20 protein-coding genes and 4 tRNA genes are annotated in these 25,096 nt (G+C 44.9%); 5 read left to right on the top strand and 19 right to left on the bottom strand.

Going from position 1 to position 25,096, the window contains the following annotated elements; genetic code table 11:
• The first annotated feature begins 55 nt into the window (after nt 1-55).
• Complete coding sequence (locus tag CCZ37_RS01085; protein WP_010318954.1) at nt 56-1,141, top strand: murein hydrolase activator EnvC family protein; 1,086 nt, start codon at nt 56-58, stop codon at nt 1,139-1,141.
• A 50-nt stretch (nt 1,142-1,191) separates the two neighbouring features.
• Here the strand turns inward: CCZ37_RS01085 and CCZ37_RS01080 are convergent, their stop codons facing one another.
• The 4 genes from CCZ37_RS01080 to nudC form a co-directional block, all read right to left on the bottom strand.
• Nucleotides 1,192-2,151 (bottom strand): hypothetical protein, encoded by a 960-nt coding sequence (locus CCZ37_RS01080; RefSeq protein ID WP_010318955.1) that lies wholly within the window; start codon nt 2,149-2,151, stop codon nt 1,192-1,194.
• A gap of 89 nt (nt 2,152-2,240) precedes the next feature.
• Nucleotides 2,241-2,879, bottom strand: coding sequence for a TetR/AcrR family transcriptional regulator (locus tag CCZ37_RS01075; RefSeq protein WP_094499545.1), 639 nt, complete (start codon nt 2,877-2,879; stop codon nt 2,241-2,243).
• A gap of 100 nt (nt 2,880-2,979) precedes the next feature.
• Entirely contained in the window at nt 2,980-4,047 is a 1,068-nt protein-coding gene (gene hemE, locus CCZ37_RS01070; RefSeq protein ID WP_010318957.1) for a uroporphyrinogen decarboxylase, read from the bottom strand.
• 249 nt (nt 4,048-4,296) lie between these two features.
• Nucleotides 4,297-5,085: an NAD(+) diphosphatase gene (gene nudC, locus CCZ37_RS01065; RefSeq protein ID WP_010318958.1), complete on the bottom strand. Its 789-nt coding sequence runs from the start codon at nt 5,083-5,085 to the stop codon at nt 4,297-4,299.
• Between the two features lie 177 nt (nt 5,086-5,262).
• Here nudC and CCZ37_RS01060 point away from each other — a divergent pair, with 177 nt between their 5' ends.
• Nucleotides 5,263-5,757: an Rsd/AlgQ family anti-sigma factor gene (locus tag CCZ37_RS01060; protein WP_010318959.1), complete on the top strand. Its 495-nt coding sequence runs from the start codon at nt 5,263-5,265 to the stop codon at nt 5,755-5,757.
• A 98-nt stretch (nt 5,758-5,855) separates the two neighbouring features.
• Here the strand turns inward: CCZ37_RS01060 and rpoC are convergent, their stop codons facing one another.
• The 13 genes from rpoC to CCZ37_RS00995 form a co-directional block, all read right to left on the bottom strand.
• Nucleotides 5,856-10,058 (bottom strand): DNA-directed RNA polymerase subunit beta', encoded by a 4,203-nt coding sequence (gene rpoC, locus CCZ37_RS01055; protein WP_010318960.1) that lies wholly within the window; start codon nt 10,056-10,058, stop codon nt 5,856-5,858.
• Between the two features lie 79 nt (nt 10,059-10,137).
• The gene (gene rpoB / locus CCZ37_RS01050) at nt 10,138-14,166 is read right to left on the bottom strand and encodes a DNA-directed RNA polymerase subunit beta (RefSeq protein WP_017043938.1); all 4,029 of its coding nucleotides are present in this window, start codon (nt 14,164-14,166) and stop codon (nt 10,138-10,140) included.
• 252 nt (nt 14,167-14,418) lie between these two features.
• On the bottom strand, nt 14,419-14,784 hold the full coding sequence (gene rplL, locus CCZ37_RS01045) for a 50S ribosomal protein L7/L12 (protein WP_094499544.1): 366 nt from the start codon (nt 14,782-14,784) through the stop codon (nt 14,419-14,421).
• 60 nt (nt 14,785-14,844) lie between these two features.
• Nucleotides 14,845-15,333: a 50S ribosomal protein L10 gene (rplJ, locus tag CCZ37_RS01040; protein WP_026027617.1), complete on the bottom strand. Its 489-nt coding sequence runs from the start codon at nt 15,331-15,333 to the stop codon at nt 14,845-14,847.
• Between the two features lie 286 nt (nt 15,334-15,619).
• The gene (rplA, locus tag CCZ37_RS01035; RefSeq protein ID WP_010318964.1) at nt 15,620-16,321 is read right to left on the bottom strand and encodes a 50S ribosomal protein L1; all 702 of its coding nucleotides are present in this window, start codon (nt 16,319-16,321) and stop codon (nt 15,620-15,622) included.
• A gap of 4 nt (nt 16,322-16,325) precedes the next feature.
• Complete coding sequence (rplK, locus tag CCZ37_RS01030) at nt 16,326-16,754, bottom strand: 50S ribosomal protein L11 (protein WP_010318965.1); 429 nt, start codon at nt 16,752-16,754, stop codon at nt 16,326-16,328.
• A 133-nt stretch (nt 16,755-16,887) separates the two neighbouring features.
• Nucleotides 16,888-17,436, bottom strand: a complete 549-nt coding sequence (gene nusG / locus CCZ37_RS01025; RefSeq protein WP_010318966.1) for a transcription termination/antitermination protein NusG — start codon at nt 17,434-17,436, stop codon at nt 16,888-16,890.
• Between the two features lie 12 nt (nt 17,437-17,448).
• Nucleotides 17,449-17,829 (bottom strand): preprotein translocase subunit SecE, encoded by a 381-nt coding sequence (gene secE / locus CCZ37_RS01020; RefSeq protein ID WP_010318967.1) that lies wholly within the window; start codon nt 17,827-17,829, stop codon nt 17,449-17,451.
• A 253-nt stretch (nt 17,830-18,082) separates the two neighbouring features.
• The gene (tuf, locus tag CCZ37_RS01015) at nt 18,083-19,267 is read right to left on the bottom strand and encodes an elongation factor Tu (RefSeq protein ID WP_013857920.1); all 1,185 of its coding nucleotides are present in this window, start codon (nt 19,265-19,267) and stop codon (nt 18,083-18,085) included.
• A gap of 101 nt (nt 19,268-19,368) precedes the next feature.
• A tRNA-Thr gene (locus CCZ37_RS01010) sits at nt 19,369-19,444 on the bottom strand.
• A gap of 10 nt (nt 19,445-19,454) precedes the next feature.
• Nucleotides 19,455-19,529, bottom strand: a tRNA-Gly gene (locus CCZ37_RS01005).
• A gap of 34 nt (nt 19,530-19,563) precedes the next feature.
• Nucleotides 19,564-19,648 (bottom strand) — tRNA-Tyr (locus CCZ37_RS01000).
• Nucleotides 19,649-19,678: 30 nt separating this feature from the next.
• Nucleotides 19,679-19,754, bottom strand: a tRNA-Thr gene (locus CCZ37_RS00995).
• A gap of 207 nt (nt 19,755-19,961) precedes the next feature.
• Between CCZ37_RS00995 and coaA the strand changes: the two genes are divergently transcribed.
• Complete coding sequence (gene coaA / locus CCZ37_RS00990; protein ID WP_010318972.1) at nt 19,962-20,885, top strand: type I pantothenate kinase; 924 nt, start codon at nt 19,962-19,964, stop codon at nt 20,883-20,885.
• A gap of 13 nt (nt 20,886-20,898) precedes the next feature.
• Here coaA and birA read toward each other — a convergent pair whose 3' ends face one another.
• Together birA and murB are read right to left on the bottom strand one after the other, a co-directional pair.
• The gene (gene birA, locus CCZ37_RS00985) at nt 20,899-21,861 is read right to left on the bottom strand and encodes a bifunctional biotin--[acetyl-CoA-carboxylase] ligase/biotin operon repressor BirA (RefSeq protein ID WP_010318971.1); all 963 of its coding nucleotides are present in this window, start codon (nt 21,859-21,861) and stop codon (nt 20,899-20,901) included.
• Nucleotides 21,858-22,904: a UDP-N-acetylmuramate dehydrogenase gene (gene murB / locus CCZ37_RS00980; protein ID WP_010318970.1), complete on the bottom strand. Its 1,047-nt coding sequence runs from the start codon at nt 22,902-22,904 to the stop codon at nt 21,858-21,860. The genes birA and murB overlap by 4 nt, the downstream gene beginning before the upstream one ends.
• Nucleotides 22,905-22,969: 65 nt before the next feature.
• Here murB and CCZ37_RS00975 point away from each other — a divergent pair, with 65 nt between their 5' ends.
• Together CCZ37_RS00975 and pssA are read left to right on the top strand one after the other, a co-directional pair.
• Nucleotides 22,970-23,395 (top strand): GNAT family N-acetyltransferase, encoded by a 426-nt coding sequence (locus CCZ37_RS00975; protein ID WP_010318969.1) that lies wholly within the window; start codon nt 22,970-22,972, stop codon nt 23,393-23,395.
• Between the two features lie 98 nt (nt 23,396-23,493).
• Nucleotides 23,494-24,834, top strand: a complete 1,341-nt coding sequence (gene pssA / locus CCZ37_RS00970) for a CDP-diacylglycerol--serine O-phosphatidyltransferase (protein ID WP_094499543.1) — start codon at nt 23,494-23,496, stop codon at nt 24,832-24,834.
• The last annotated feature ends 262 nt before the right edge of the window (nt 24,835-25,096 follow it).

The raw sequence follows: 25,096 nt of genomic DNA, 5'->3' as shown, positions 1-25,096 counted from the left end.
GCCTTCACCACACCCACTGACTATAACGACTTGGTGGCATGCACTTAGCCTAGTGATGGTGTTAGGGCTAGCTTGCCTCTCCAGTTCACCGTTAATGGCTGCCACTCAACAAGAGCTCAAAGGGGTGAAAGGAGAAATTTCTCGTCAGCAGCAAGCGTTAAACAATCGACAAAAAGAGCTCGATTCGTTGCAAAATGCGCTTAAAAAGCAAGAAGTAGGCATTTCAAGTCTAGAAAGTCAGATCAAAAACACCAAATCAGAATTGGTAGTGGCCAATGCTAATATCGCTAAACTCAAGCAAAAGATCACGGCCTTAGAAATACAAAAAGCACAGCAAACTGCCAAATTAGCTCAACTGATCAAAACCTATTACGCCACTCAGCGAGCGACGGCCTCATCAAACATACTCAATAATGGCGTAGAAGAAGATCGCATCAGTCAGTATTACCAGCACTTGGCGAAGGCACGCAGCCAAACCATCCAACAGCTTGAACTTACGCAGACAGAGCTCAATGAAAGTGAAAAACAGCTACAACTTGAACGAGATCAAATAGCCTCGCTTTTAGAGCAACAGACCCAAAAGCGCGACACGTTGGCAAAAACGCAGTCAGAACGACGCAGTACAGTGGGTAAAATTCAAAAAAGCATTTCCGGTGATAAAGTCTACTTAGCGGAATTGCAACGCAATGAAATGCGATTACAAGCAGAAATCGCCAAAGCAGCAAAACGTAATGCTGTGCTAATGGATGGGTTAGCGCCGCAAAAAGGCAAGCTACCTTGGCCAGTCAAAGGAAAAATCCTGCATGCTTTTGGTACGCGGCAAAGTGGACAAATTGACTGGAAAGGCCTGGTGATTGACGCCAATTATGGTCAAAATGTCAAAGCGGTTTATTCTGGTACGGTCGTGTTTGCTGAATATCTACGTGGTTATGGGCTGGTGGTTTTGCTCGATCATGGCAAAGGCGATATGACCTTATACGGCTTTAACCAAAGCCTACTGAAAAAAGAGGGCGATAAAGTCATCGCTGGTGAAACTATTGCTTTAGCAGGCGACACTGGCGGCCAATCTCAGCCCGCACTCTATTTTGAAATTCGCCGTAACAGTAAAGCCGAAGATCCAATACGCTGGCTCAGCCGCTAACAAAATAGAAAAGCTAGTCACAAGCAACACTCTGTCAATTCGTGTAAGTATTAGTGTGAATAGTACGCTTCGACTTGTGTGATCAACTGAGCTAATTGCATTTTATCCAATGCATTAATTCCAGCCGCCGCTTCGCGCCCTCCTCCGGTTGCAAAGGCGCTGCATAGTTTACCCGCACCTTGTTTATTAGTTACTGGCGCGCGTAACGAAACGGTATAACTCCCTGATGCATTTTCTGTCAAAACCAGATGTGCTCTCTCTGGAGCTTGATTGGCTAACCAATTGCCAAAGACTCCACTCACCCTATGTGAGGATGCACAATCAGGCAACTTGTAAACACTCAAACAAATGCTGTCATGGATGGGCGCTAATGACTGGGCGAGCTGCATATCTTGTTGATAAGCCTGCTGCAAACGATAAAAAGGAGAGTTGTTATCCTTCATTAAATCAAACGGTGAAGGATAAACCAGCAAGGCTTGGTACAAATCAGCAGGGTGATAATGAAGCTGCTCTACCGTCTCTCCATAACCGTTATAGTTAATCAAGGTGCCCAAATTTTTTAGTTGTTCAGCTTGAGCGCTATTTAGCCCAGCGTTGCGCGCTAAAGTATCCGCTTTAGCAATCAAATTATCGCCATAAGCGGCCACAATCGCCCACTCATGGAACGGACCACCTAACCACTGATCAATAATTAATGCCGTACAAGTATTAGGGTCCAAATCAATATGGGCGTCAAGCAACGGAGTCTCGGGAATAGGGCCAGCATAGTGATGATCGGCATAAAACACCGTCACCCCCGCCGTAAGAGCCTGCTGTAAAGCTCGCTGATTCTTCTCCATCGAAATATCTAACACGGTCAGGCTATCTCGTGATTGAAGATTGAGACGCTGGAGCAATTTGATATCACGCTTAACCCCAGTAACCAGTGTCGTCGTGCGGGGGTAAGTAAGCCGCAACTGAAGAAGAGAGATGATGCCATCGGCATCACCGTTGAAAACGTCATAGTGCATATCAACACCACCCTTAGAGATGTATAACTAAGAAGCTAACAGCTTCAAAGGATTAAAAACAATACTCAAAGGTTATAACTAAGCACACATTATGATGCGTGCATCACCCGCACTCCGTCCTCTAGCAATAGAAGCTGTTCAAGACCTTGTTCCGTTGCTTTGGGTTTAACAACTGCGATCATCTGCAAAATACCTTTGTGAATCACTTGCTCGGTGATCTGTGCTTTAGACGACATCGCAGATTGATAACTCAACCAGCACGAGGCCGTCATATGCAAAGTCGTGACTAAAGATCGCATCTCATCTTCTTCGACTGACAGCAATTTCAAGTCGACAAAAGCATGCATGATATTGATGAGATTAGTTTGCAGTTTTTCTTGCACTTGAATGTATTCACCATGTAACGCCTCATCACGCTGCAAGATTTCAGGTAAATTAGCGTAGAAAAAACGGTACTTCCACATCAAAGTAAAGAGCGAATCAAGATAATGCTTTAACAGCGTTAAGCTCTCTCGCTGCGCCGCAATCGGCTGAAAACGTTCGAGTAGCTCGGTGGAATAAAGAGCAAAAATATCACGAACGATTTCTTGTTTATTACGAAAGTGATAATACAAATTACCAGGGCTGATTTCGATGTGCGCGGCGATATGGTTGGTCGTCACCGTTCTTTCACCATGTTCATTAAACAGCGCCAAGGCGGCATAAACGATCTTATCTTTGGTCTTCATCTTGTCTTATAACCTTTGTAAGCCTGCACCTTATCAAATAATAGAGTGAGATTCGGAAAACAGTGCCTTAGCCTTAGCGAAGACAAGGCACTGCCACCGATTATTGATGATACGGTTTAGACAAGGCGTGCACCGCATCAACAAATATGCCCGCATTTTCCGGTGGCACATCTAAATGAATACCGTGTCCGAGGTTAAAGACATGGCCCGTTCCTCCATGGCCGAACCCTTCAAGAATCGTCGCCACTTCTTGGCGAATACGATCATGCGGAGCATAAAGCATCGAAGGATCCATATTACCTTGCAGCGCCACTTTGTCACCGATACGCGCTTTGGCGTCGGCAATATTGATGGTCCAATCAAGTCCTACGGCATCACAACCCGTGGCAGCAATCTGCTCCAGCCACATGCCACCGTTTTTGGTAAACAGAGTAACAGGTACGCGGCGACCTTCATTTTCACGAATTAAACCATCCACAATTTTGTGCATATACTGTAGAGAAAAGAGATTGTAGTCGCGCGGTGTCAGTACTCCGCCCCAAGTATCAAAGATCATAACAGACTGAGCGCCTGCTTTGATTTGTGCGTTGAGATACTCAATAACACTGTCAGCCAGTTTATCGAGCAAGGCGTGCAGCACGCTAGGATCGGCGTACATCATTTTTTTGATCTTAGTGAAGGCTTTTGAGCTGCCACCTTCCACCATATAAGTTGCGAGTGTCCATGGACTGCCTGAAAAGCCGATCAATGGGACTTCACCTTGCAGATCTTTGCGGATCTGACGTACGGCATTCATCACATATTGCAGTTCGCCTTCCGGATCTGGTAAGCCAATTTTATCGACATCGGCTTTACAAGTGATCGGGCGTTCAAACTTTGGCCCTTCGCCCGCTTCAAAATACAAACCCAATCCCATCGCGTCAGGAATGGTCAAAATATCAGAAAATAAAATCGCGGCATCTAATGGAAAGCGGCGTAATGGTTGCAATGTCACTTCAGAAGCTAGCTCTGCATTTTTACACAGCGCCATAAAATCGCCAGCTTCGGCACGCGTTGCGCGATACTCTGGCAGGTAACGTCCGGCTTGGCGCATCATCCATACAGGCGTGCAATCGACAGGTTGTTTTAACAGCGCTCTCAAATAGCGGTCATTTTTTAATTCAGTCATTCCGTCTTCCAATTTAAGGCTTATTATTTTTTATGGCGTTATTCTAGCATTGAATAAGATCCAAAAGCGCTGTGCTTTGCAAGCGAGATCATGTTATTAACTTTTAAATCAATGCTTAATTTGCAAGCAACCGTTAACAGTGTTAAAAATTTGTTCGCTAGCGAAAACTATAATTATAAACCGAGTATTCTATACTCGGCATCTCATAACGACATCTTACTTACCCCCTCCTTCATTGGAGGGTTTTTTTTAGCACTGTGTCTGTGAATCTTGCTCTATTGCGCTTAGCGTGTAATCGATTAATGCTCTCGCTATCGTACCTTCGGGGGCGACAGGAGGCAAAGCGTTTGCTAAGAACCATTGTGCGTCACTTAATTCACTGTAATCAGGTTTTATCGTGCCAGAATCATATTCCGCGACAAAGCCCATCATCATACTCGATGGAAATGCCCAAGGTTGGCTGCCAAAATAATGAATATTTTTCACATGAATTCCTGTTTCTTCAAGTACTTCACGTGCCACGCACTGCTCTAACGTCTCTCCTACCTCTAAAAAACCAGCTATCACGGTATACATGCCGTTACGATGCCTTGGGTGCTGGGCCAATAAGATTTTATCGTGATTTCGTACCGCGACAATAATGCAAGGAAAGATACGTGGATAATGTAGCGTTCGACATTCTGAACATTGCATCGCCAGTTGATTGTGATTCAGATAATTTCGTCCACCACATTGCGGACAAAAACGTAACGTTTGGCTCATGTGACCATATTGAAGCGCTTTGCTGATCGCGTAAAAAATCGCCGGTTTAAAGTGCAATAATTCCCGTAATGAGGTCATTTCTCGCTCGCCTTCAAGGTCTGCATCATTGAGCCACATCACTGGGTATCCATCATAGCTATCTACTACAACTGCTTTTTCTAAAGGCAGAGAATATTCGTCCGCAGGCCCTAGCGGTAACTCACCATTGATGGTCCAGATCTCACTTCCGGAAACGACACACCAATAAGCGATTTCTGTGTCACTATTTTTTAACATGTTGCGACCTCTCTTCTTGCAGTTACTCTATTTTACTGGCAATCTAAATTCATACCAGAATTTGTAACGTTCCAAATTTAGTTCTATAAATTCTAGTAAGGACAATGAGTTGTATCTATGAAATGCAACCCTATGCAAAGGAAACGGTCACCCATTTTGGGACCCGATCATGAGGGCATGGTCATGCTAAAAAAACTAAAACGCACACAAGAGCAATGGGGCGGTTCCAGTGACGTTATTGATCACTGGCTAAATACGCGACAATCCTTGATTGTAGAGTATTGCAAATTAGCTGCACTACAACCTTGCACTACCAAAGCGAATATCAATGAGCTTCCTTCTCCAGAAGCATTGCAGCGCTTTTGTCAGCAATTAGTGGATTATATTTCTGAAGGCCACTTCAAAATTTACGATATGGTAATGGATAAGTGGCGTGCTACTGGCTTTGAGGCCACCGATGAAATTAACCAAACTTACGGTAAAATTATCGTTACTACCGAGCCACTACTCAATTTCACAGATAAATATGCGGCCGTGAGTGATGAAGATGATCTCGAAAATTTTGACAGTGATCTTTCGTTAATGGGGGAGATCATTGAGGTACGTTTTGCGGTCGAAGACAGTTTAATTCAACTCATCGCTGACAGCTTAGCTATCCCTCCAGGCGCTTAATATTGAATAGTTTGATATGAGTATTGGCGTAGATTCACTATTTGATTAAGCGCCACAAAAAAGGCACCCGAAGGTGCCTTTTTTAGTCAGCGCTGAGATTACTCTTCAGAAGAGAAACCTGCGTTTAGCAGTGCCGCTAGGTTATCTGTCGCTTGTTCAGCAGACGGGCCTTTTAGCTGTGCCGCACGTTTAGCTTGACGCTCTTGGTGGTAAGCGAAACCTGTACCCGCTGGAATCAGACGACCAACGATTACGTTTTCTTTCAGACCGCGAAGATCATCACGTTTACCAGAAACAGCCGCTTCTGTTAGTACGCGAGTTGTCTCTTGGAACGATGCCGCAGAGATGAAAGATTCAGTCGCTAGAGATGCTTTAGTAATACCGAGTAGCTCACGCTCGAAACGAGCAGGCTGTTTGCCTTCCGCTTCTAGGTTACGGTTTGCAACTTTCACTTGTGAGTATTCAACTTGCTCACCCGCTAGGAACTCAGAGTCACCAGCATGAGTGATCGTACACTTACGCAGCATTTGACGAACGATAGTTTCAATGTGCTTATCGTTAATCTTAACACCTTGCAGACGGTAAACTTCTTGCACTTCGTTAGCGATGTAAGACGTTACAGCATGGATACCACGTAAACGTAGGATATCGTGCGGAGTCTCAGGACCATCAGCAATAACGTCACCACGTTCGATCTTCTCACCTTCAAACACGTTAAGTTGACGATGCTTAGGAATCATTTCTTCATAAGTTTCGTCACCCTCACGAGTGATGATTAGACGACGTTTACCTTTAGTTTCTTTACCAAAGCTCACAGTACCTGTGTGCTCAGCAAGAATCGCAGGCTCTTTTGGTCGACGAGCTTCAAACAAGTCAGCTACGCGAGGTAGACCACCCGTGATGTCTCGGTTACCGCCAGATTTTTGTGGAATACGCGCTAATGTGTCACCAATACCAACTTCAGCACCATCTTCGATGTTAACGATCGCTTTACCCGGTAAGAAGTATTGAGCTGGCATATCAGTGCCAGGGATCATGACATCTTTACCTTTCGCATCAACAAGTTTGATAGCTGGGCGCATATCTTTACCTGCTGCTGGACGAGCGGCGGCTTCGGTTACTTCGCTTGAAGATAGACCCGTTAGGTCATCTGTTTGGCGAGAAACTGTTACACCATCAATCATATCAACGAATTGGATGCGACCAGCCACTTCAGTGATGATTGGCATAGTGTGGGCTTCCCAGTTAGCCACTGTTTGACCAGCTTCAACCGTGTCGTTATCACCTTTACTCAACACAGAGCCGTAAGGCAGTTTGTGTTTTTCTTTAGTGCGACCAAATTCATCAATGATAGTCAGCTCTGATGCACGAGATGTGATAACCAGCTTCTTATCTTTATTGATAACGAACTTAGCGTTGTGAAGTTTCACCGAACCTTTGTTCTTCGCTTGGATACTGTTCTCTGCCGCAGCAGTAGAAGCCGCACCACCGATGTGGAACGTACGCATCGTTAACTGTGTACCCGGCTCACCGATAGATTGAGCAGCAATAACACCGACTGCCTCACCTTGGTTCACTAGGTGACCACGAGCAAGATCACGACCGTAACATAGCGCACAGCAACCGAAGTCCGCATCACAGGTTACCACTGAACGTACTTTCATATTATCGACAGAGTTCTCATCGATAATCTGACACCACTTCTCATCAATCAGAGTATTACGTGGAATAAGTACTTCATCAGTACCCGGTTTCATCACATCGTCAGCCACAACACGACCAAGAGCCAGTTCAGTTAAAGAAACTTTAACATCACCACCCTCGATATGAGGCATCATGTCGACACCTTCATGAGTGCCACAGTCATGTTCTGTTACCACAACATCTTGTGCAACGTCGACTAAACGACGAGTCAGGTAACCTGAGTTCGCTGTCTTCAATGCTGTATCCGCTAGACCCTTACGTGCACCGTGGGTAGAGATAAAGTACTGTAGTACGTTCAGGCCTTCTTTAAAGTTTGCTGTGATAGGCGTTTCGATGATTGAACCATCTGGACGCGCCATCAGACCACGCATACCAGCAAGCTGACGAATCTGAGCCGCAGAACCACGAGCACCCGAGTCAGCCATCATATAGATGCTGTTAAACGATTCTTGTTGTTCTTCTACGCCATCACGGTTGATCACGGTTTCAGAAGATAGGTTATCCATCATCGCTTTCGCAACACGGTCGTTGGTAGACGCCCAGATATCGATAACTTTGTTGTAGCGCTCACCCGCTGTAACAAGACCTGATTGGAACTGTTCTTGGATTTCGCGTACTTCTTCTTCTGCTTCAGCAATTTCAGTGTATTTCGCTGCTGGTACAACCATGTCGTCGATACCAACTGACACGCCTGACAGTGCTGCATAAGCAAAACCGGTGTACATGATTTGGTCAGCAAATACGACCGTATCTTTCAAACCAAGCTTACGATACGCTTCGTTTAATAGATTTGAGATCTGTTTCTTACCAAGCTTCTGGTTCACGATGCTGTATGGCAGGCCTTTAGGCACGATTTGCCATAGCATGGCACGACCGACAGTCGTATCGACCATCTTAGTCTCAGTTGTGCTGTAACCATCTTCATCAACAACGGTTTCAGTGATACGTACTTTAACGCGTGCGTGTAGCGCCGCTGTCTTAGTACGGTATGCCTTCTCAGCCTCTTTAGGGCCAGCCAGGTACATACCTTCACCTTGTGCGTTGATTTTTTCGCGAGTCATGTAGTACAGACCCAAGACCACGTCCTGTGAAGGTACGATGATAGGATCACCTGATGCTGGCGACAGAATGTTGTTCGTCGACATCATCAGTGTACGAGCTTCAAGCTGTGCTTCTAAAGTTAGAGGCACGTGAACCGCCATTTGGTCACCATCGAAGTCCGCGTTATACGCCGCACACACAAGTGGGTGCAGTTGAATCGCTTTACCTTCAATCAGTACAGGTTCGAACGCTTGAATACCAAGACGGTGCAGTGTTGGTGCACGGTTTAGTAGTACTGGGTGTTCACGAATCACTTCGTCTAGGATATCCCAAACAACCGCTTCTTCACGCTCAACCATTTTCTTAGCTGCTTTGATCGTCGTGGCCATGCCGCGAGTTTCTAGCTTGCTGTAGATAAATGGTTTGAATAGCTCAAGTGCCATCTTCTTAGGAAGACCACACTGGTGCAGACGCAGATATGGACCTACTGTGATTACAGAACGGCCTGAGTAATCTACACGTTTACCTAGAAGGTTCTGACGGAAACGACCTTGTTTACCCTTGATCATATCAGCAAGAGATTTCAGAGGGCGCTTGTTAGAACCTGTGATCGCACGACCGCGACGACCGTTATCAAGTAGCGCATCAACAGACTCTTGCAGCATACGTTTTTCGTTGCGTACGATGATGTCCGGAGCCGCTAGCTCTAGAAGGCGCTTCAAACGGTTGTTACGGTTGATCACACGACGGTACAAATCGTTCAGATCAGATGTCGCAAAACGACCGCCATCTAGTGGTACTAGAGGACGTAGATCTGGCGGAAGAACCGGAAGCACAGTCAGGATCATCCACTCAGGCTTGTTGCCTGAACTGATGAACGCTTCAACAAGCTTCAGACGCTTAGTCAGTTTTTTGCGTTTAGTTTCAGAGTTAGTGGTTTGTAACTCCTCACGCATCATCTCTGTTTCAGCGACAAGATCCATTGAACCCAATAGGTCTTTGATCGCTTCTGCGCCCATCTTCGCTGTGAACTCATCGCCCCACTCTTCTAGACGGTCAAGATACTCTTCTTCAGTAAGCATCTGACTCTTTTCTAGATCCGTCATACCCGGCTCGGTTACTACATACATTTCGAAGTAAAGAACACGTTCGATATCACGTAGAGGGATATCCATTAGCAGACCGATACGAGACGGTAGCGATTTTAGGAACCAGATGTGAGCAACCGGTGATGCAAGCTCGATGTGGCCCATACGGTCACGACGAACTTTAGTTTGTGTAACTTCAACGCCACATTTTTCACAGATCACGCCACGGTGTTTCAGACGCTTATATTTACCACAAAGACATTCGTAGTCTTTGACTGGACCAAAAATACGCGCACAGAACAGACCATCACGTTCAGGCTTGAACGTACGATAGTTGATCGTTTCAGGTTTTTTAACTTCACCAAAAGACCATGAACGAATCATGTCAGGTGAAGATAGACCGATTTTGATTGCATCAAATTCTTCGGTCTTATGCTGTGCTTTTAGAAAGTTTAATAAGTCTTTCACAATCAGCTCCTGTAAGGAGTTAAAAGGCGCTCGGCGAGCGCCTTTCTACCAGGATAATCCAGAGGGTTTACCGCCAAGATTACTCTTCGTCTTCTAGCTCGATGTTGATACCTAGCGAGCGGATCTCTTTCAGCAATACGTTGAAAGACTCTGGCATGCCAGGTTCCATGCTATGGTTACCATCAACGATGTTCTTATACATCTTGGTACGACCGTTAACGTCATCTGACTTAACAGTAAGCATTTCTTGTAGTGTATATGCAGCACCGTATGCTTCTAGTGCCCACACTTCCATCTCACCGAAACGCTGACCACCGAACTGAGCTTTACCACCAAGTGGTTGCTGAGTTACTAGGCTGTACGAACCTGTTGAACGAGCGTGCATCTTGTCATCAACAAGGTGGTTCAGTTTGAGCATGTACATGTAACCGACAGTTACAGGACGCTCGAATGCATCACCAGTACGACCATCAAACAGTGTTAGCTGACCAGAAGTTGGTAGGTCGGCTAGGCTTAATAGTTCTTTGATTGATGCTTCTGACGCACCATCAAATACTGGAGTTGCAATCGGTAAACCACCACGAAGGTTGTTCACAAGAGTACGAACATCACCATCAGACAGAGCAGCAATATCTACTTTCTGACGCGTATCGCCAAGATCATAAACCTTCTGTAAGAACTCACGCTGCTTAGACAGCTCTTGTTGTTCTTTAACCATTTGGTTGATCTTGTCACCAATACCTTTTGCAGCCAGACCTAAGTGAACTTCAAGGATCTGACCGATGTTCATACGTGACGGTACACCTAGTGGGTTCAATACGATATCAACCGGCTGACCGTTTTCATCGTAAGGCATGTCTTCAACAGGGTTGATCTTAGAGATTACACCCTTGTTACCGTGACGACCTGCCATCTTATCACCAGGCTGGATACGACGTTTCACCGCTAGGTAAACTTTAACAATCTTCAGAACGCCAGGCGCTAGATCATCACCTTGAGTGATTTTGCGACGTTTCGCTTCGAACTTCTTATCGAAGTCAGCTTTTAGCTCATCCCACTGCTCAGCAAGCTGTTCAAGTTGAGATTGTAGCTCGTCGTTTTCTAGTGTTTGCTCTAGCCATTTCTTACGATCGATCGCATCAAGCTTCGCTTCAGAATAGCCACCATTGATCAGTACAGCTTTCACACGCGCTAGTAGACCACCTTCAAGAATTTGGAACTCTTCAGTAAGGTCTTTCTTCGCTTCTTTTAGCTGCATGTGTTCAATTTCAAGCGCACGCTTGTCTTTCTCTACGCCATCGCGAGTGAAAACTTGAACATCGATAATGGTACCTGAAACAGAGTTTGGTACACGCAGTGACGTATCTTTAACATCAGAGGCTTTTTCACCGAAGATTGCACGTAGTAGCTTCTCTTCTGGAGTCAGCTGAGTTTCACCTTTCGGAGTTACTTTACCAACTAGGATGTCACCACCCTTAACTTCAGCACCAATGTAAACGATACCTGACTCGTCTAGTTTAGACAGAGCCGATTCACCTACGTTTGGAATATCCGCTGTGATCTCTTCAGAGCCCAGCTTAGTATCACGAGCCACACAAGAAAGTTCTTGGATGTGGATAGTCGTGAAACGGTCTTCTTGAACGACACGCTCAGAGACTAAGATCGAGTCTTCAAAGTTATAACCATTCCAAGGCATGAATGCGATACGCATGTTTTGGCCAAGCGCTAGCTCACCAAGGTCTGTTGAAGGACCATCAGCAAGGACATCACCGCGAGCTACAGGTTCACCTGGCATCACAGTAGGACGTTGGTTAATACATGTGTTTTGGTTCGAACGTGTGTATTTAGTTAGGTTGTAGATGTCGATACCCGCTTCACCAGATACAAGTTCATCTTCATTAACTTTAACTACGATACGAGACGCATCAACTGACTGCACCATACCGCCACGTTTGGCAACGGCAGTTACACCAGAGTCAACCGCTACATTACGTTCGATACCAGTACCAACCAACGGCTTCTCAGCGCGTAACGTTGGAACCGCTTGACGTTGCATGTTCGCACCCATCAATGCACGGTTCGCATCATCGTGTTCTAGGAACGGGATAAGCGAAGCGGCGATTGATACGACCTGATTGGTCGCAACGTCCATGTAGTCAACATGTTCACGAGGGTGAAGACCAGATTCACCTTTTTGACGAGCTGTGATCAGCTCATCTGCAAACGTACCTTCTTCAGTCAGAATGGCGTTTGCCTGCGCGATAACAAATTGACCTTCTTGGATAGCTGACAAGTAATCAACTTCATCAGTCACCACACCATCAACAACACGACGGTACGGAGTCTCAAGGAAACCATATTCGTTACAACGTGCAAATGCAGATAGTGAGTTAATTAGACCGATGTTCGGACCTTCTGGCGTTTCGATCGGACATAGACGACCGTAGTGAGTTACGTGTACGTCACGTACCTCAAAGCCAGCACGCTCACGAGTTAGACCGCCAGGACCCAATGCAGAAATACGACGTTTGTGCGTCACTTCTGAAAGTGGGTTGTTCTGGTCCATAAACTGAGAAAGCTGTGAAGAACCGAAGAATTCTTTAACGGCCGCAGAGATAGGCTTCGCATTGATCAAATCTTGAGGCATGATCGCATCAAGATCGCCAAGGCTTAAGCGCTCTTTCACTGCACGTTCAACACGCACAAGACCTACGCGGAATTGGTTTTCAGCCATTTCACCAACAGAGCGAATACGACGGTTGCCAAGGTGGTCGATATCGTCCACTTCGCCAATGCCGTTACGAATGGCGATCAACTTCTTCATCACTTCGATGATGTCAGTTTCGTCAAGCGTACCAAGCTCGCCGGCATCTTCACGCTCAATTGAGCTGTTGAACTTCATACGGCCTACTGTTGATAGGTCATAGCGTTCTTCTGAGAAGAATAGGCTTTCAAACAGCGATTCGGCTGCTTCTTTTGTTGGCGGCTCGCCAGGGCGCATCATGCGGTAGATTTCTACCAGTGCAGAAATGCGATCAACCGTACTGTCGATGCGTAGCGTTTCAGAGACAAATGGACCATGATCAAGATCGTTCGTAAATAGAACTTCAAGTTTCTTATAGCCCGCTTGTGAAAGATTCGCTAATGCTTCCAAGCTAATTTCTTGGTTTGCGCTAACGATGACTTCGCCAGTTGCTTCATTGACATAATCTTTCGACGCAACTTTACCTACGATGTACTCAACCGGAACTTCGATAAAATCAACGTTATCTTTTTCTAGTTGACGGATATGACGAGCCGTTACGCGACGGCCTTTTTCGACATAAACGATACCATTTGCTTCAATATCAAATGACGCTGTTTCGCCACGCAGGCGCTCAGGCACCAACTCCATAAGAAGAGTTTGGTCTTTGACTTCAAACTTCACTTTTTCGAAGAACAGATCCAAGATCTCTTCTGTCGATTTACCAAGTGCACGAAGAATGATCGATGCTGGCAGTTTACGACGACGGTCAATACGTACATACAGGTTATCTTTTGGATCAAACTCAAAATCTAACCATGAACCACGGTAAGGAATAATACGTGCGTTATAAAGAACTTTACCTGATGAGTGAGTTTTACCCTTATCGCTGTCGAAGAATACGCCTGGGCTTCGGTGCAGCTGGGATACGATAACCCTCTCAGTACCATTAATTACGAAGGTACCATTGTCTGTCATGAGCGGAATTTCACCCATGTAGACTTCTTGTTCTTTAATATCTTTTACAGTACCTGCTGGTGCGTCTTTATCAAAGATCACTAAGCGTAGTTTTACGCGTAGTGGCTTAGAATAAGTTACACCACGAATTTGACATTCTTTAACGTCAAAAACTGGCTCACCAAGACGATAGCTAACGTATTGCAGCTCAGAATTGCCGTTATAGCTCTGAATAGGAAATACAGAACGAAAAGCAGCCTCAAGACCGTATTGTCCTTCAGGATCCTGTTCGATAAACTTGTCGAACGAATCGAGCTGGATCGATAGCAGGTATGGAATGTCCAACACTTGTGGACGAGTACCAAAGTCCTTACGGATGCGCTTTTTCTCGGTATAAGAGTAAACCATGGGGTTCCTCAGCTCGCTGATAAGTGACCCAAACTGCCCACCAATTATTCAAAAATAAAAGGTCATTGGACAGTGACTAACAGCTGTTTACTGTAGTAACACAACATCATCTAAAAATGATAGTTTGTGTGCTTTTGCACGAGTATAAGCGTCTAAACAGCGGGAAAATTCACCCATACCCTACAGCGCAAAAAGGCCGGTGGTCAATAAACCACCAGCCATTAGCCTTACGGCTAAGAAATTAAGTAATAATTACTTAACTTCAACAGTCGCACCAGCTTCTTCTAGCTCTTTCTTAAGTGCGTCAGCTTCTGCTTGAGAAACCGCTTCTTTAATTGCAGCTGGAGCGCCGTCAACTAGAGCTTTAGCTTCTTTAAGACCTAGGCCAGTTGCGCCACGTACTGCTTTGATTACAGGTACTTTGTTTGCGCCAGCAGCAGTTAGGATTACGTCGAATTCAGTTTGCTCTTCAACAGCTGCTGCTGCTGGGCCGCCTGCAACTACTGCAGCTGCAGCAGAAACACCGAACTTCTCTTCCATAGCAGAGATAAGTTCAACAACTTGCATTACAGACATTTCTGCAACTGCATCTAGGATTTGCTCGTTAGTAATAGACATAACAATTCTCTTTTAAGTCAACAATAAGTTTATTTAGCAAACAATAAAAAGCAATGCGAATTACGCAGCTTCTTTTTGATCGCGGACAGCAGCGATAGTACGTACCAGCTTGCCAGCAGAAGCTTCTTTCATGCACATCATTAGGCGTGCGATTGCTTCGTCGTAAGTTGGTAGTGTCGCTAGTAGTTCAGCGTCAGTTAGTGCGCCTTCAAATGCAGCTGCTTTGATTTCAAAGTGCTTGTTCTCTCTAGCGAAGTCTTTAAAAAGACGCGCTGCAGCACCTGGATGCTCGTTAGAGAATGCGATCAAAGTAGGACCTACGAATACGTCTTGTAGACATTCGTAAGCTGTGCCTTCCACTGCGCGACGTGCTAGAGTATTACGAACAACTCTCATGTAAACACCCGCTTCACGAGCTTGTTTACGTAGAGAAGTCATCGCGCCTACTTGAACGCCACGAGAGTCAGCAACAACTGCAGAAAGTGCACCACTGGCCGCTTCGTTGACTTCAGCAACAATTGCTTGTTTGTCTTGAAGGTTTAAAGCCATCTTGGATTTACTCCTGGTTGTCGTTACACCACTCACTATTATCACAACAGTGAGAGTTATTTCGGTGCAGTCCCAGAAGAAAGTTTATCTATTAAAAATAAAGTCTGCTTTCTGTCAGTTCGGGCACCATCTACGTAGGTACGATTAAGTTATTTATCATAAAGAGAAATAACGCCTACGGTCTTGGACGGAGACTGGGTCATAGTTCAAAGAACTAAATTCAGCCCCAACCACAAATATTAGGCGCAGAATTATACATAAATTCCGCACCTAATCAAATGTATTATTACGCTTTAGCGCTTAGCGTGTTCTGATCAACAGCAACACCAGCACCCATGGTAGTAGAAATGCTCACTTTCTTCAGGTAAGTACCCTTAGCAGAAGAAGGTTTCGCTTTCTTAAGCGCAACTAAAAGAGCTTCTAAGTTCTCTTGCAGTTGGCTAGTTTCGAAAGAAACTTTACCGATAGTTGTATGGATGATGCCGTTTTTATCGTTACGGTAACGAACCTGACCCGCTTTAGCATTCTTAACCGCTTCAGCAACGTTAGGAGTTACAGTACCAACTTTAGGGTTTGGCATTAGGCCGCGAGGACCAAGAATGGTACCTAGTTGACCTACAACGCGCATTGCATCTGGAGAAGCAACAACAACGTCAAAGTTCATTTCGCCTTTTTTCACTAGCTCAGCTAGATCTTCCATACCCACTAAATCTGCACCTGCAGCTTTAGCTGCTTCAGCGTTTGCACCTTGAGTGAACACTGCTACACGTACTTCACGACCTGTACCGTGTGGTAGTACAGTTGCACCACGTACGTTTTGGTCAGATTTACGAGCATCAATGCCAAGGTTCACAGCAACGTCTACAGACTCAACGAATTTAGCCGTTGCAAGTTCTTTAAGAAGAGCTACAGCTTCGTTGATTTCGTATTCTTTAGTTGCGTCAACTTTCTCACGAATAGTGCGCATACGCTTAGTTAGTTTTGCCATGATATTAACCCTCTACCACTAGGCCCATTGAACGAGCAGTACCCGCAATAGAACGCTTCATCGCTTCAATGTCAGCACCAGTCATGTCAGCCGCTTTTGCTTCTGCGATTTCCTGGATTTGAGCATCAGTGACCGTGCCCACTTTTTCAGTGTTTGGACGGCCTGAACCAGACTTGATGCCTGCAGCTTTCTTCAGAAGAACAGCCGCTGGAGCAGTCTTAGTTACGAACGTGAAAGAACGGTCGCTGTATACAGTGATAACAACTGGAGTAGGCAAGCCTTTCTCCATTGATTCTGTTCTTGCGTTAAACGCTTTACAGAATTCCATGATGTTAACACCACGTTGACCTAGTGCAGGACCAACTGGTGGACTTGGGTTCGCCATACCAGATGCAACTTGCAACTTGATATAAGCTTCAACTTTCTTAGCCATGATATTTCCTAAATGTGGGTACAAACGCCAATCAACTGATCAGCTCCCCGGTTACTTTGTCATAAAGACGTGTAAATAAGGCGCGAAATTATAATCACATTTCACGCTCTTAACAACTCTAAAAGGTGTTTTTTTAATCAACCTTATCGACTTGGCCAAACTCAAGCTCAACAGGAGTTGCACGACCAAAGATAGAAACTGATACTTTAATGCGGCTTTTATCGTAATCCACTTCTTCAACGGTACCATTGAAATCAGCAAAGGGACCTTCGTTAACACGAACCACTTCACCTGCTTCAAACATCGTCTTAGGACGCGGAGCTTCGCTCGCTTTCTCTAGACGGTTAAGAATCGCATCCGCTTCTTTGTCGGTAATAGGAGCTGGGCGATCAGAGGTTCCACCGATGAAACCCATTACACGAGGAACGCTACGCACTAAGTGCCAGGACTCATCATTCATGAGCATCTGTACCAATACATAGCCAGGGAAGAACTTGCGCTCACTTTTACGGCGTTGACCTGCACGCATTTCAACAACTTCTTCTGTTGGAACAAGAACTTCACCGAAGAATTCTTCCATTGCGTGCATCTTGATATGCTCACGCAGCGATTGCGCCACGCGGCCTTCAAATCCAGAGAAGGCTTGAACTACATACCAGCGTTTTTTAGGAGCTTCACTCATGTATTAAACCCTCTATACCCCAGTCACAAAAGCGACAAGACGAACCATTATGCCGTCAATGCCCCACAGTGCTAGAGCCATTACGATACTTACAGCTAAAACGATTAGTGTTGTTTGCATAGTTTCTTGGCGTGTTGGCCACACCACTTTACGAACTTCCATACGAGATTCGCGCGCAAACACTATCGCCGCTTTTCCTTTTGTGGTTGTCGCAGCAACACCGAGTGCTGCAATAATCAGCGCAACCACACCTGCAGCACGAAGTACTACAGACATTTCACCATACAGGTAATTACCCACAACAGCGGCGGCTAACAGAGCAAAAGTGACAATCCACTTAAATGTGTCTGCTGCACTTGAGCTATCAGGAATTTCAGCATTGTTTGCTTTCATAAACCAACCTGTTACAAGTCTTAACATAGACGACAACAACCCCGCTGTTGCAGGGCAAATCCATAGCACAGGTAAAGCTACCTATACATACTCATCAAGATAGAAATGTCTCTATCTTAAATCCTTTGCACTGGCTTTATCGACCAACAAATCGACAACGGCCAAATTTAGCGCAGAAAAAAGGCATCAAATGATGCCCTTTTTAGTAGTTGTTAGTCAAATACTATTCGTATTTAAACGGCTAAATCAGCAATTAAGCGATAACTTTAGCAACAACACCAGCACCTACTGTACGACCGCCTTCACGGATCGCGAAACGTAGACCTTCATCCATCGCGATTGGAGCGATTAGCTCTACAACCATTTGGATGTTGTCACCTGGCATTACCATCTCTACGCCTTCTGGTAGAGAGATATCGCCTGTTACGTCCGTTGTACGGAAGTAGAACTGTGGACGGTAGCCTTTGAAGAACGGAGTATGACGGCCGCCTTCATCTTTAGACAATACGTACACTTCTGACTCGAACTTAGTGTGTGGAGTGATTGAACCTGGTTTCGCTAGTACTTGACCACGTTCTACTTCATCACGCTTAGTACCACGTAGAAGTGCACCAACGTTCTCACCTGCACGACCTTCGTCAAGCAGCTTACGGAACATCTCAACACCTGTACAAGTCGTTGTAATTGTGTCTTTGATACCAATGATCGCAACTTCGTCACCTACACGTAGGATACCGCGCTCGATACGGCCAGTTACTACTGTACCACGACCTTGGATTGAGAATACGTCTTCGATTGGTAGTAGGAATGCTTGGTCTACTGCACGCTCAGGCTCTGGAATGTAAGTGTCTAGCGCTTCAGCAAGTTCAATGATTTTCGCTTCCCACTGCTCTTCGCCGTTTAGTGCGCCTAGTGCAGAACCTTGGATAACTGGTAGGTCATCACCTGGGAAATCGTACTCAGATAGAAGCTCACGAACTTCCATTTCTACTAGCTCTAGAAGCTCTTCATCATCAACCATGTCACATTTGTTCATGAATACGATGATGTAAGGAATACCAACTTGGCGACCAAGTAGGATGTGCTCACGAGTTTGTGGCATTGGGCCATCTGTTGCAGCAACAACTAGGATACCGCCGTCCATTTGCGCAGCACCTGTGATCATGTTTTTAACATAGTCAGCGTGTCCTGGGCAGTCTACGTGTGCGTAGTGGCGTGCTGGTGTATCGTACTCTACGTGAGAAGTATTGATTGTAATACCGCGCTCGCGCTCTTCTGGAGCGTTATCGATAGATGCGAAGTCTTTCGCTTCACCACCGTACACTTTTGCAAGTGTAGTACAGATAGCAGCAGTTAGAGTTGTTTTACCGTGGTCAACGTGGCCGATAGTACCAACGTTTACGTGCGGTTTCGTACGTTCAAATTTTGCTTTAGACATGAGTTGTCCCTCTAGGTACGGATTTAGGTGGCTTTGATGACCACGCAACCAAAATTATTGGTAAGGAGTATATATCAAAAGGAGATAATTGCTTGGAGAGCTGGTGCTGATACCCAGAGTTGAACTGGGGACCTCACCCTTACCAAGGGTGCGCTCTACCGACTGAGCTATATCAGCACTCAAAAATTGGAGCGGGCAGCGGGAATCGAACCCGCATCATCAGCTTGGAAGGCTGAGGTAATAGCCATTATACGATGCCCGCACACGTAACTCTGAGAGCTATTTCCTTAAGAATATGGTGGAGGGGGACGGATTCGAACCATCGAAGGCGGAGCCGGCAGATTTACAGTCTGCTCCCTTTGGCCACTCGGGAACCCCTCCAAATTTTTTCTTCATTCTTTCGAAAAAGAATGGTGCCGACTACCGGAATCGAACTGGTGACCTACTGATTACAAGTCAGTTGCTCTACCTACTGAGCTAAGTCGGCATAAGTGGAGCGCATTCTATTGAATGATGCTCAGCCTTGCAAGCCTAAATATTAAAAAAAAACCAATTTCCCATAAATCTCGCCTGTTCGTTGCTTTTTCAAGCAAAATGCGTTTTCTCACTCAATTCTATCGTTTAAGGCATTTCCATTCTTTTCACCTTAATGTATGTTTCATCCTCTTCTTTTTCTGTCATCGTTAGGTATTTTATGGGTCCTTATATCTCTTTTGATCGCAATCAATGGGCCGAGCTACGTAACTCTGTCCCGATGACTCTCTCTGAGGCTGACTTAAAAGAGCTACAAGGTATTAATGAAAACCTAACGATGAAAGAAACAGCTGAGATTTATCTGCCTTTAGCTCGCTTACTTAATTTATACGTGGCCGCCAGACAAAGCCGAAATGCGGTTTTGCATCAATTTCTCGGTAATACCGATATATCGCCTCCTTTTATCATTGGCATCGCAGGAAGTGTCGCTGTTGGGAAAAGTACCACGGCGCGTTTGTTAAAAGCGCTTCTTTCACGCTGGGAGAATCATCCCAAAGTTGAACTGATTACGACAGATGGGTTTCTTTTTCCCAACAAAATTCTTAATGAAAGAGGAATTATGGGAAAAAAGGGGTTTCCTGAATCTTATGATATGAAACGTCTGGTACAGTTTGTGTCGGATGTTAAAGCAGGAAAAAGAAATGTAAGCGCGCCGATCTATTCACATCTTACTTACGACATCACCACTGAAGAGAAAGTCGTCGATAGGCCAGATGTGTTGATCATCGAAGGATTGAACGTCTTGCAAAGCGGCATGGATTATCCACACGATCCACATCGAGTGTTTATCTCTGATTTCTTAGATTTCTCACTGTATGTCGATGCGGACAGTCAACTTATTGAAAAGTGGTATGTTGAACGCTTTATGAAGTTTCGTCACAGCGCCTTTAAGGAGACGGGATCGTACTTTAGCCACTACACAAAACTGTCTGAGCTAGAGGCGAGAGAAAAAGCTGAGAGCATTTGGCACTCGATCAACGGTAAAAATCTGCAACATAATATTTTACCGACCAAAGAGCGTGCTCAGTTAGTTTTGCGTAAAGGCCTCAATCATACCGTGGAAGAGATACTACTAAGAAAATAGTTTGGTAAAGCGGTTACTCTGCCTTGCGTAACGATATTTCGCCACCAATGTAACTCTCCATTCCATTCTCTGTTTCTAGCAACACCGCTCCATATTCGTTGATCCCGTGCACCACGCCATAGACCTCTTTGGGGCCCATAAGCAGTTTAACTTTTCGACCAATAAAGTTATCGAGTCGATTCCAGCGCGGTATAAAATCCTTCATCCCATAAAGCTCGTAATCACGTAGCGCTTGGTCTAATGATTGAATAAAGACAATCGCGAGCAAGTTCCTGTCTATTTTCAGACCGGCGGCTACCTGCGACAAACTTGCCCATGGCTGGTCAATGGCTTGCTCATTTTCGGGCATGAAAATGTTCATTCCCATCCCAATCACTAAATGTGCCGCTGCGCCAGCCTGCCCTGTCATTTCTACTAAAATGCCCGCCAGCTTTCTATCCTGAAAATAGAGGTCGTTCGGCCACTTAAGCCTTACACCGTCAAATCCGATGCTTGCTAGCGCTTCCACAATCGCGACCCCGACCACAAGGCTAAGCCCCATTGCGGCCGCCATCCCAGCGTCGAGTCGCCAGTACATGGAAACATAAAGATTGCTGCCAAAAGGCGATATCCACTGACGCCCACGCCGACCCCGGCCATTAGCCTGATACTCTGCTAAGCAAACGCTGCCCGAAGCAAGGTTATCTACACGTTCTAACAGGTATTGGTTGGTTGAATCGATAATGGGGAAAAGCTCGACAGGGTTACGCACGGCATTTTGGATCTGTGTCGCATCAAGTAAATTCAGTGATTGAGCAAGCTGATAGCCTTTGCCTTGGACGCGGAAAATATCAATTCCCCACTCCTGAATCCCTTTAATATGCTTACTGACTGCAGCGCGAGAAATACCAAGTTCGGCTCCTAGCAACTCACCAGAACAAAACTCGCCACTGGCTAGATGACGAAGTAATGATAGTTTGACACTGTGCTCTTTCACTTTAATTCCTTAGCAAGATGCTCAAGGTTCGTTTCACCAATCGCATCTAAAAATCGAACTTCATGCTCTAAAGATATCGAAAATTTATCCTGAACTGCTATGCAAACTTTAATCGCTAGTTGAATGACATCAAAGGCTGTAGCGCTACCTTTATTTACTAACACTAAAGCTTGCTTCGGATGCACTTGAGCATCACCTAAGCTATACCCTTTGAGCCCACACTGATCAATCAACCAACCGGCCGCTACTTTTCTGCCTTCTTCCACGGGGTAAGAAACAAGATCGGGATAACTCTCAAGCAGAGCCTGCCAATGCTCTAAACTAATAATTGGATTTTTAAAGAAGCTTCCTGCGTTACCTAGCACCCGCGGATCGGGTAATTTGGCGTTGCGAGTAGCGCATACCCGTTTATAAATATCAATAGCTTGGCAAGTATGACTATCCAGTTCTTGCAAAGGCCCGTAATTAAGCACGGGTTGCCATTGCTTCAATAACTTTAGTCCTACCGCTACAACGATCGCGTTACTGTGCAAAGCGTGCTTAAAAATAGAATCACGATAACCAAATAGACATTGTTTAGCGCTCAGGCGCTTGACGGTTAAAGAGTCTAAACAGAGATAATCAACGTAATCACACACATCTTGAAACTCTACACCATAAGCGCCAATATTTTGGATAGGAGCAGAACCGGCACAGCCAGGTATCAAAGCCAAATTTTCAAGTCCTGCAATATTTTGCTTCACTGCCCATTCAACAAGTGAAGGCCAATCCTCACCACCAGAAACATGCAAATAGTGGTAATTGTCATCCTGCGTGTGCTGTAGCCCTTTCAGTTGGTTGCTTAAAACCATTCCTTGAAAATCACAAGTAAAAAGGACATTGCTACCTTTTCCTAACATCAACTTAGGCAAAGTCTGCCATTCTGCGCTCTGGTAAATTTCAACCAAATCTTGCACAGAGAAAACTTCAGCTAATAATTGACAAGATTGTTCTAGGCCAAAAGTGTGGTATTTTTTTAAGCTCGCATTGGGATGTAATTGCATGGCATTCTATGGATAAATTAAACTGACACCATTCTACAACAGATAACTATTCGAAGCAGGAAGAAATGTGGCAACTACAATTTGACATACTCCCCCCGATAAAACTTCCTTTGATCAAACGAATATACAAAGAACATTACCCTTCAGCAAAAGCTAGGAAAGATGAATTGTGTGTTATAGGCACGCTCGATGGGCAGATATCTGCTGTTGTCAGATTTAAAAATATTGATGTATATCGATTACTGACCGGCATGCTTGTGCTGCCAGAAAACCAAAAAAAAGGGATTGGGTCGCAGTTGCTCAATTATTGCAGCGAGAATATTCTCAATAATCAGGATTATTGCTTCGCATACGCTCATCTTGAGCCCTTTTATGCTCGTCATGGTTTTCACTCCATAATGACAGAGGAACTACCAATAGCTCTTATGCAACGGTTTGAGCGCTATATATCCAGTGGTAAAGATCTCATTCCTATGAGATACCTAGGCTAGTATGACGAGAATGCGCGGCTTTTCTAGCAATTGAACCGTTGAATTTGGTAATATCCCCAGTTCGCAATTTTGCAAATAAGTAAGGTAAATCATCCAATATGATTGCTCATAGAAACCCATTCGAGCGATTGCCGACCATCGCACAATCACCGGATCATTTTGAAGTTTTATTTTCGGCAAAAGAATTTAAAAATCATCTGATCCAGTCGATCCGTCAGGCAAGTAAACGAATCTATCTTGTAGCGCTGTATTTAGAAGATGACGAAGCAGGCAGAGAAGTGTTAACGGAGCTCTATAATGCCAAGCAAAGAAACCCTGGCTTAGATATTGCGATTTGCGTTGATTGGCATAGAGCGCAACGTGGATTAATTGGTGCGGCCGCTTCGGAAGGCAATGCTTCAATGTATCAAGAGTTCTCTCAGAACCACGAACACGCCATTCCTGTATACGGCATCCCTGTACGAGGCCGCGAAGTTTTTGGTGTTTTACATCTCAAAGGTTTTATTGTCGACGACCAGGTGATCTATAGCGGAGCAAGCCTTAATAACGTTTATTTGCATCACAAAGAGCGCTATCGATTCGACCGCTATCACACCATCGACAACCAATCTCTTGCCGATAGCATGGTACAATTTATTCAGCAAAAAATGATAAGTCATCCTGCTGTCAATGACTTATCAAACACATCGAAGCCAACGACGAAAGATATCAAAATTGATATTCGGCAATTTAGAGCCTCTCTAGCAACAGCAAACTATGAGTTTGAGTCACAAATCCCAACAGCCGACCAAGTGGCTTTGACGCCACTGGTAGGTATTGGAAAGCGTCGAAATAAACTCAACCACAATATTAACCAACTGATCGCTCATGCTAAAGATGAAGTCTTTATCTGCACTCCGTATTTCAATTTTCCAAAAAGTGTCGCTAAAGAAGTTAAGAAAGCATTGAAACGGGGTGTGAAAGTTCACATTATCGTTGGCGATAAAACGGCAAACGACTTCTATATTTCCCCAGAGCAAACCTTCAAGACAATCGGCGGCTTACCTTATTTATATGAGCTTAATCTACGCCGTTTTGCCAAAGTAAATGAAGCCCATATTGCCAGTCGAAATCTTTCTATCCATCTCTGGAAACATGAAGAGAATAGCTTCCATCTAAAAGGCGTATGGGTGGATAAGCGCTACATGTTGATCACTGGTAATAACTTAAATCCAAGAGCATGGAAGCTCGATCTCGAAAATGCCATTCTGATCCAAGATCACTATCACCATTTAACACCTAAGTTTGAGCAAGAGATCGACAACATCCTTCGACACACTCAACTTGTTTGTACCTACAAGCAACTAGAGAAGATAGAAAACTACCCTGATGCGGTACAAAAATTACTACGCAAAGTGACACGACTCAAAGCTGATAGAGTACTCAAACAGATTCTGTAAAGCACAACACTAGACGATTAGCCGACACAACGTGTCGGCTTTTTTATATGCCTACACGTTGTTTTCATATGGCTATTGATTGAGATAGTAGCACCTTTCATGCAGCTACTCTGTTCGATGAACATAAGCCAAAAGAATTTCAGCGCTCAAGAGGACATCAAGGAATAAGCACAGGGAATATAGCTGCTATAGAAGAGAGATTAAAACGACTCAATCATCTCATTGAAACTAAAACGAAAAAGCCCTGCTATTACTAGCAGGG

It is taken from the genome of Vibrio qinghaiensis (assembly GCF_002257545.1).
GTDB classification, from domain to species: Bacteria; Pseudomonadota; Gammaproteobacteria; order Enterobacterales; family Vibrionaceae; genus Vibrio; species Vibrio ordalii.
The sequence above is the reverse complement of the archived record's forward strand: the minus strand, read 5'-3'. Positions and strand labels throughout refer to the sequence as shown.

Bases quoted from the DNA above. Each gene is read 5' to 3' on its own strand.
- CCZ37_RS01080 (WP_010318955.1), bottom strand. From the start codon at position 2,151: ATGCACTATGACGTTTTCAACGGTGATGCCGATGGCATCATCTCTCTT.
- rplL (WP_094499544.1), bottom strand. From the start codon at position 14,784: ATGTCTATTACTAACGAGCAAATCCTAGATGCAGTTGCAGAAATGTCT.
- nudC (WP_010318958.1), bottom strand. From the start codon at position 5,085: ATGTTAAAAAATAGTGACACAGAAATCGCTTATTGGTGTGTCGTTTCC.
- rplJ (WP_026027617.1), bottom strand. From the start codon at position 15,333: ATGGCTTTAAACCTTCAAGACAAACAAGCAATTGTTGCTGAAGTCAAC.
- CCZ37_RS01060 (WP_010318959.1), top strand. From the start codon at position 5,263: ATGGTCATGCTAAAAAAACTAAAACGCACACAAGAGCAATGGGGCGGT.
- secE (WP_010318967.1), bottom strand. From the start codon at position 17,829: ATGAAAGCAAACAATGCTGAAATTCCTGATAGCTCAAGTGCAGCAGAC.
- coaA (WP_010318972.1), top strand. From the start codon at position 19,962: ATGGGTCCTTATATCTCTTTTGATCGCAATCAATGGGCCGAGCTACGT.
- rplA (WP_010318964.1), bottom strand. From the start codon at position 16,321: ATGGCAAAACTAACTAAGCGTATGCGCACTATTCGTGAGAAAGTTGAC.
- CCZ37_RS00975 (WP_010318969.1), top strand. From the start codon at position 22,970: ATGTGGCAACTACAATTTGACATACTCCCCCCGATAAAACTTCCTTTG.
- CCZ37_RS01085 (WP_010318954.1), top strand. From the start codon at position 56: ATGGTGTTAGGGCTAGCTTGCCTCTCCAGTTCACCGTTAATGGCTGCC.
- pssA (WP_094499543.1), top strand. From the start codon at position 23,494: ATGATTGCTCATAGAAACCCATTCGAGCGATTGCCGACCATCGCACAA.
- rplK (WP_010318965.1), bottom strand. From the start codon at position 16,754: ATGGCTAAGAAAGTTGAAGCTTATATCAAGTTGCAAGTTGCATCTGGT.
- murB (WP_010318970.1), bottom strand. From the start codon at position 22,904: ATGCAATTACATCCCAATGCGAGCTTAAAAAAATACCACACTTTTGGC.
- CCZ37_RS01075 (WP_094499545.1), bottom strand. From the start codon at position 2,879: ATGAAGACCAAAGATAAGATCGTTTATGCCGCCTTGGCGCTGTTTAAT.
- tuf (WP_013857920.1), bottom strand. From the start codon at position 19,267: ATGTCTAAAGCAAAATTTGAACGTACGAAACCGCACGTAAACGTTGGT.
- rpoB (WP_017043938.1), bottom strand. From the start codon at position 14,166: ATGGTTTACTCTTATACCGAGAAAAAGCGCATCCGTAAGGACTTTGGT.
- nusG (WP_010318966.1), bottom strand. From the start codon at position 17,436: ATGAGTGAAGCTCCTAAAAAACGCTGGTATGTAGTTCAAGCCTTCTCT.
- hemE (WP_010318957.1), bottom strand. From the start codon at position 4,047: ATGACTGAATTAAAAAATGACCGCTATTTGAGAGCGCTGTTAAAACAA.